Origin of the sequence: Streptococcus sp. 9.1 (assembly GCF_016648815.1) — a bacterium.
Taxonomy (GTDB): Bacteria; Bacillota; Bacilli; order Lactobacillales; family Streptococcaceae; genus Streptococcus; species Streptococcus salivarius_E.
In genome coordinates this window covers 1-5,900 of the sequence record NZ_JACLQS010000028.1, presented here as the reverse complement: position 1 = coordinate 5,900, position 5,900 = coordinate 1, and the positions used below count along the sequence as shown (strand labels likewise).

6 protein-coding genes and 1 tRNA gene are annotated in these 5,900 nt (G+C 35.5%); 2 read left to right on the top strand and 5 right to left on the bottom strand.

Translation table 11 applies throughout. The annotated features are described in order from the left end of the window. Positions 1 to 190: 190 nt before the first annotated feature. On the bottom strand, positions 191 to 1,183 hold the full coding sequence (gene asnA, locus H7T93_RS09810) for an aspartate--ammonia ligase (RefSeq protein WP_014633569.1): 993 nt from the start codon (positions 1,181 to 1,183) through the stop codon (positions 191 to 193). A 109-nt stretch (positions 1,184 to 1,292) separates the two neighbouring features. Then, positions 1,293 to 2,648 carry a 23S rRNA (uracil(1939)-C(5))-methyltransferase RlmD gene (rlmD, locus tag H7T93_RS09805; protein WP_201041942.1) on the bottom strand — a complete coding sequence of 452 codons (1,356 nt, stop codon included), beginning with the start codon at positions 2,646 to 2,648 and terminating at the stop codon, positions 1,293 to 1,295. 34 nt (positions 2,649 to 2,682) lie between these two features. Between rlmD and recX the strand changes: the two genes are divergently transcribed. Next, the gene (gene recX / locus H7T93_RS09800; RefSeq protein ID WP_155211758.1) at positions 2,683 to 3,459 is read left to right on the top strand and encodes a recombination regulator RecX; all 777 of its coding nucleotides are present in this window, start codon (positions 2,683 to 2,685) and stop codon (positions 3,457 to 3,459) included. A 70-nt stretch (positions 3,460 to 3,529) separates the two neighbouring features. After that, positions 3,530 to 4,063, top strand: coding sequence for a DUF402 domain-containing protein (locus H7T93_RS09795; protein WP_002886644.1), 534 nt, complete (start codon positions 3,530 to 3,532; stop codon positions 4,061 to 4,063). Between the two features lie 29 nt (positions 4,064 to 4,092). On the opposite strand, the gene H7T93_RS09790 is transcribed toward H7T93_RS09795, so the two are convergent. The 3 genes from H7T93_RS09790 to H7T93_RS09780 form a co-directional block, all read right to left on the bottom strand. Next, positions 4,093 to 4,752, bottom strand: a complete 660-nt coding sequence (locus tag H7T93_RS09790) for a DUF1803 domain-containing protein (RefSeq protein ID WP_175057409.1) — start codon at positions 4,750 to 4,752, stop codon at positions 4,093 to 4,095. A 54-nt stretch (positions 4,753 to 4,806) separates the two neighbouring features. Next, entirely contained in the window at positions 4,807 to 5,739 is a 933-nt protein-coding gene (locus tag H7T93_RS09785) for a manganese-dependent inorganic pyrophosphatase (RefSeq protein ID WP_175057408.1), read from the bottom strand. Between the two features lie 89 nt (positions 5,740 to 5,828). After that, positions 5,829 to 5,900 (bottom strand) — tRNA-Glu (locus tag H7T93_RS09780).

The window sequence follows — 5,900 nt, the reverse complement described above, 5'->3', positions numbered from 1 at the left end:
AGAATAGTTACTGTCTTATCTCTTTTTTTACTTAAAGCCTTGATAGACTTGACAAATGGTAGAAAAGAGCCTTTTTTCTTTATGAAAAAATAAGTCATCTCTCATGATATTTACTCCAATAAAAAATTCGTTGAGCAATTATACACAGCAATTGCTAACCAAAAAACACTAACTTTCGTTAGTGCTTTTTTTACAAGATATTTTCGTAACTTTCACGAACGGCATCTGGCCAAACTGAAGTTTGAACCTCACCAATATGTTTCTTACGAAGCAAGAACATAGCCATACGTGACTGACCAATACCTCCACCAATTGTTAGTGGGAAAAGGCCATGTAACAAGGCTTGGTGCCAATCCAATTTCAAACGATCTTGGTCGCCAGTAATTTCAACCTGACGTTTAAGGGCATCTTCATCAACACGAATACCCATTGATGACAATTCAAAGGCATGTCCTAATTGTTCATTCCAAACCAAGATATCCCCATTCAAACCATGGTAACCATTCTCAGACTCAGTTGTCCAGTCATCATAGTCAGGTGCACGACCATCATGTGGTTTTCCATCAGGAAGAACACCACCGATACCAATCAAGAATACAGCACCATATTCCTTGGTAATAGCATCTTCACGCTCTTTTGGTGTCAAATCAGGGTACTTCTCAACAAGCTCTTCTGAATGGATGAAGGTAATTTTCTTAGGTAAAATTGCTTCAATATCGTAACGTGCTTCAACTGCTAGCTCAGTCAAACGAATGACCTTATAAATGGTTTCAACAGTTTCTTTCAAATAAGCGATATTACGATGTCCGTCAGGAATAACTTTTTCCCAGTCCCATTGGTCAACGTAAACAGAGTGCGTTGCATCCAATGAATCTTCATCTGGACGAAGAGCCTTCATATTAACCACGAGCCCTTCACCTTCATTGAAACCAAAACGAGCCAAAGTATGGCGTTTCCATTTTGCTAATGAGTGAACAACTTCGTATGTCGCGTCTGGAATCTGAAGTACATTAACAGTTACAGGATTCTCAATACCGCTCAAATTATCCTGCATACCATCCCCGACCTTACTCAAAATAGGCCCTTGCACTTCAACGACGTCAAGTTTATCAATCAAATACTGTGTAAAAGTATTCTTCACAAAAGAAATTTCCTCTTGTTGATGAATGAAGCTCTTTTTCATACGCTCCTCCTTTAAAAAATCGATAAGCCTATTATACTCCTATTTTTCAGAAAAATAAAGAAATTTTCCAACAATTTTGAAAATTTCTTGTTTTTTATGTTAGGTTTTATCACATTTTCTTAGTTAGCTTCACAACTGCTTCTGTTCGAGCCGTATGAGGAAACATATCTACTGACTGGATATAATTAACATCATAAACTTTAGCCAAAGAAACTAGGTCTCTAGCCAAAGTAGATACATTACATGAAACATATACCATTTTTTCAGGAGTGTAGTCCAGTATCGTTTTAAGTAGCTTATCATCTAAACCAGTTCTAGGGGGATCCACAATAAGAGCATCTGCTCGATAACCTTCCTTGTACCAACGTGGAATGATATCTTCTGCTTTACCCACCTCATAGTGAGCATTTCCCAGTCCAAGTGATTTGGCATTCTTCCTAGCATCCTCAATAGCCTCAGGAATAATATCCATACCTCGAATACTCTTTACCTTATTTGCAAAAGCAAGTCCAATAGTACCAACCCCACAATAGGCATCAATAAGATGTTCTGCCTTATCCACATCCAAAGCTTCAACGGCCTGACCATAGAGTACCTCTGTTTGTTGAGGATTCAACTGGTAAAATGCACGAGGAGAGAGAGCAAAGTTATAGTCCAGTACCTCTTCTTGAATAGTGTCTTGTCCCCAAAGAATTTCCGTCTCTTGACCATAAATCTCACTGGATTTCGAATAATTATAATTGACAGCAATTGTTACGATTTCTGGAAAACTTTCCGTCAATTCCTTAACTAATTTAGTGAAAGAAACTGATTTAGAGGTTACAAAAATCAACTGGACCTGATTTGAACCCAAAGCACGTCGTATCATAACGGTCCGAATTCCAGAAATTTTACGCTCATTATAAATTGGCAACCTGTATTTATCTAACAAATTTGTCACCTTATTCATGATGACTTGAGTTAGCTCATCCTGAACTAGGCAATCATCAATATTAATGAGGCGATGACTCCCTTCCGCAAATAAACCAGCTTTGACTGAACCACCAAAAGAACGGGTTTGAAATTGTAGTTTAGCTCGGTAATGTTGTGGTTGCTCCATCCCTATTGTTGGACGAATGTCATATGACTCAAAATTAGCCGGTTTAAACTTCTTCAAGGCTTGTCCTAATAAGTCAGTTTTAAACTCTAATTGCTTATCATAACGAAGATGCATTAACTGGCAACCGCCACAGTCTTCATAAATACTACATGCAGGTTCAACACGAAACTTAGAAGGTTTATTAATCTTTAATAATTTGGCCTGAACAAAGTTTCTCTTAACAGAAACAACCTGACAGAATACTTCCTCACCCTTCAAAGCCCCTGGCACAAAAACTAGAGTTTTCTTATAAAAACCAATGCCTTCGCCATTGATTCCCATGCGTTTTATCTTAAGCGGGATACGCTGTTTCACTTGTAAATTCATACTACCATTCTAACATTTTGATATAATAATAACTATGAAAATCACAAAAATCGAGAAGAAAAAGAGACTTTATCTCCTTGAGATAGACAAAAAAGAGAGTCTCTACGTTACAGAAGATACCATCGTTAAATATATGTTGACAAAAGAAATGATACTGGACAAAAATCAACTTGAGAATATTAAATCCTTTGCTCAGTTCTCTCATGGTAAAAACTTAGCTCTCTATTTTATTTCCTTTAAACAACGTACTGAGAAAGAGGTAAAAGATTACCTTTTTAAACATGAAATAAACCCTCATATAATTCCAAAAATTATTGATAATCTAAAAAGAGATCACTGGATTGATGATTACAAACTCCTAGAAAGTCTAGCTCAACAAAATCTGAATTCAGGCGATAAAGGAGCCTATGTGCTGAAGCAAAAATGGCTTCAAAAAGGTTGTAACAAATCGATCATTGACGATGTTTTAAGTCAATTTGATTTCTCAGAAATAGCCATTAGAGTAGCTGCAAAACTGTTACGAAAATATCAGGGAAAACTACCATCTAAAGCCCTAAAAGATAAATTAACTCAAAGCCTTATCAATAAAGGTTTTTCATTTCAAGAAAGTAAACTAGCAATCGATCATCTAGAACTTGAAGCAGATGAAGAAACTGAACAAGCTCTCCTTTATAAAGAAATAGATAAGCAATATCAAAAATTTAGTAAAAAATACGACGGTTATGAACTTAAGCAGCGCTTGACACAATCTTTAGCCAGAAAAGGTTATGACTTTGATGCCATAGCATCCGCTCTAAGAGAATATTTATAGGAATTTCCCCTCTTTTCACAAAATTATGATACAATAGTGGGGATAACCCTTATTGTAGAAAGAGGACGCCATGAAATTACCAAAAGAAGGCGACTTTATCACAATTCAAAGTTATAAGCATGATGGTAGTTTGCACCGTACTTGGCGCGATACTATGGTACTAAAGACAACTGAGAATGCTGTTATTGGCGTTAACGACCACACCCTCGTTACTGAAGCAGACGGAAGACGATGGGTAACACGTGAACCTGCTATTGTTTATTTCCACAAAAAATACTGGTTTAATATTATAGCCATGATTAGGGATAACGGCATTTCCTACTACTGCAATTTAGCTAGTCCATATATTTTGGACCAAGAAGCACTAAAATATATTGACTACGACCTAGATGTCAAGGTCTTCGCTGATGGTGAAAAAAAATTGCTAGATGTAGATGAGTATGAAACACATAAAAAAGAAATGCATTACTCTCCTGATATTGACTATATCTTAAAGGAACATGTTAAAATCTTGGTAGATTGGATTAACAATGGTAAGGGGCCATTTTCACAATCTTATGTTAACATCTGGTACAAACGTTATCTTGAACTAAGGAATCGTTAAAGTTGTCATAAAAAAGACTAGTAATAATACTAGTCTTTTTTTGCACTAAAAACTAATGCTTCGGAATCTAAGTCCATATTCAAAAGATAACGACCTTCTTCTACTTGAATAAGATACCCTAATAATTCTAAAGCATCAACAAAAATATTCCTCCTCTTTTGAAGTACATACTCCTTCCTTATGTATTTTAATAGAAAAGTCGTTACATGTTTCAAAAAGTATTCAGGATTAACATCCCCTAATTTGTCATATAATCTATTCTGCTCTTCAGATAATGGTAGATTTTCTCTTAATTTATAGAAATAATTTGAAATCGTAAGTTCGTCTCTCGTGATACCCGTTTGTTCGATAATAACAACATCATTAGTAGAATTAGATATCTCAGTAACAAAACTACGATTTAATAGTTCTAAATAACAAGAAGAATCATCATTAATAAAAAAATGCTGGTCTAAGTCAATTTTAGAAGAATCCGACACAAGACTAATTAATAAACGGTAACGTTTCTCAAATCGTTCAATATAGCCTGCTTTTACAAACTCCTCAATTAATTTATCTATATTCTTTTGAAAAGGAAACTCCCTTTTTATTGCTCTCAGGGTCACAGGCTGATTAAGATATAGATAATTCACTATTTCCATAAAAAAAGCTTGCTTACATAGTTTGTTTGGGTTAAATTGTATTATCATAAGAAGTATTATACCATTAATCAGACCACTAAAAAAAGGCCTGACGGCCTAATTTTATGCATTAAAGCTTTCAGTCAACTGTGGTACTACTTGTTTCTTACGAGAAACGGCACCTTCAAGGAAAGCATGATTATTTTCTAAAACAAAATCAAAGGCTTTTTCAACATTATCAGTATTTGAACCAAGTGCAAGAATTTCTGAATTTGAATTAAGGATATCAGTAATCATTAAGACAAAGTCAGAGTATCCATTGCTTTTAATTGAGTTATTAATAGCTTCTTCGATTTCCTCTTGACGAGAAAGAACATCGGAAATATCAACTGTATTAACTTGTGCAACACGAACTTGATTGCCATTCAATTCAAAAGTTTTGGCATCAATATCAATAAGTTCTTCAGCAGATTTAGAAGAAAGATTAGTACCAGCTTTAAGCATAGCAAGTCCATATTCTTCCAAATTAACTCCAGCAATTTCTGCAAGTTCAGCTGCAACTGCAGGATCTGAAGCATGTGTAGTTGGAGATTTAAGGAGAAGAGTATCCGAAATCAAACCTGACAAAAGCAAACCAGCCACTTCCTTAGGAACTTCAACATTGTTTTCTTTGAACATACGATAAACAATTGAAGAAGCTGATCCAACAGGCTCCAATCGCATCATTAATGGATTAGCGGTTTCAAAGTTAGCCACACGGTGATGGTCTACTACCTCAATGACCTCAACATCCTTAATATCTGAAATAGATTGTTGAAACTCATTATGGTCTGTAAGAATTACTTGCTTAACTCCCTCTGACAAAGCTGATTCAACAACTCGTGGTGCCTCAACACCAAAATAATCAAGAACGAAAGCAGTTTCTTCGTTAGGAGTACCTAAAGCAACGGCTTCAGCATCAACGCCAAGTTGACGTTTCAAATAAGCGTATCCATAAGAAGACCCAATCGCATCAGAATCAGGGTTTTGATGACCAAAAACAAAAACTTTAGACATAAATTCACCTCAAAAATAGTATTATAAGTTATTATAACATATAAAAAAAAGAAACAAAATAAAAAGAGTAACCTAAGTTACTCGAAATATAGTCCGTACGGGATTCGAACCCGTGTTACCGCCGTGAAAAGGCGGTGTCTTAACCCCTTGACCAACGGACC

What these genes read in the sequence shown, in the direction of transcription:
- rlmD (WP_201041942.1), bottom strand. Translation starts at nt 2,648, where the DNA reads ATGAATTTACAAGTGAAACAGCGTATCCCGCTTAAGATAAAACGCATG.
- H7T93_RS09790 (WP_175057409.1), bottom strand. Translation starts at nt 4,752, where the DNA reads ATGATAATACAATTTAACCCAAACAAACTATGTAAGCAAGCTTTTTTT.
- recX (WP_155211758.1), top strand. Translation starts at nt 2,683, where the DNA reads ATGAAAATCACAAAAATCGAGAAGAAAAAGAGACTTTATCTCCTTGAG.
- asnA (WP_014633569.1), bottom strand. Translation starts at nt 1,183, where the DNA reads ATGAAAAAGAGCTTCATTCATCAACAAGAGGAAATTTCTTTTGTGAAG.
- H7T93_RS09795 (WP_002886644.1), top strand. Translation starts at nt 3,530, where the DNA reads ATGAAATTACCAAAAGAAGGCGACTTTATCACAATTCAAAGTTATAAG.
- H7T93_RS09785 (WP_175057408.1), bottom strand. Translation starts at nt 5,739, where the DNA reads ATGTCTAAAGTTTTTGTTTTTGGTCATCAAAACCCTGATTCTGATGCG.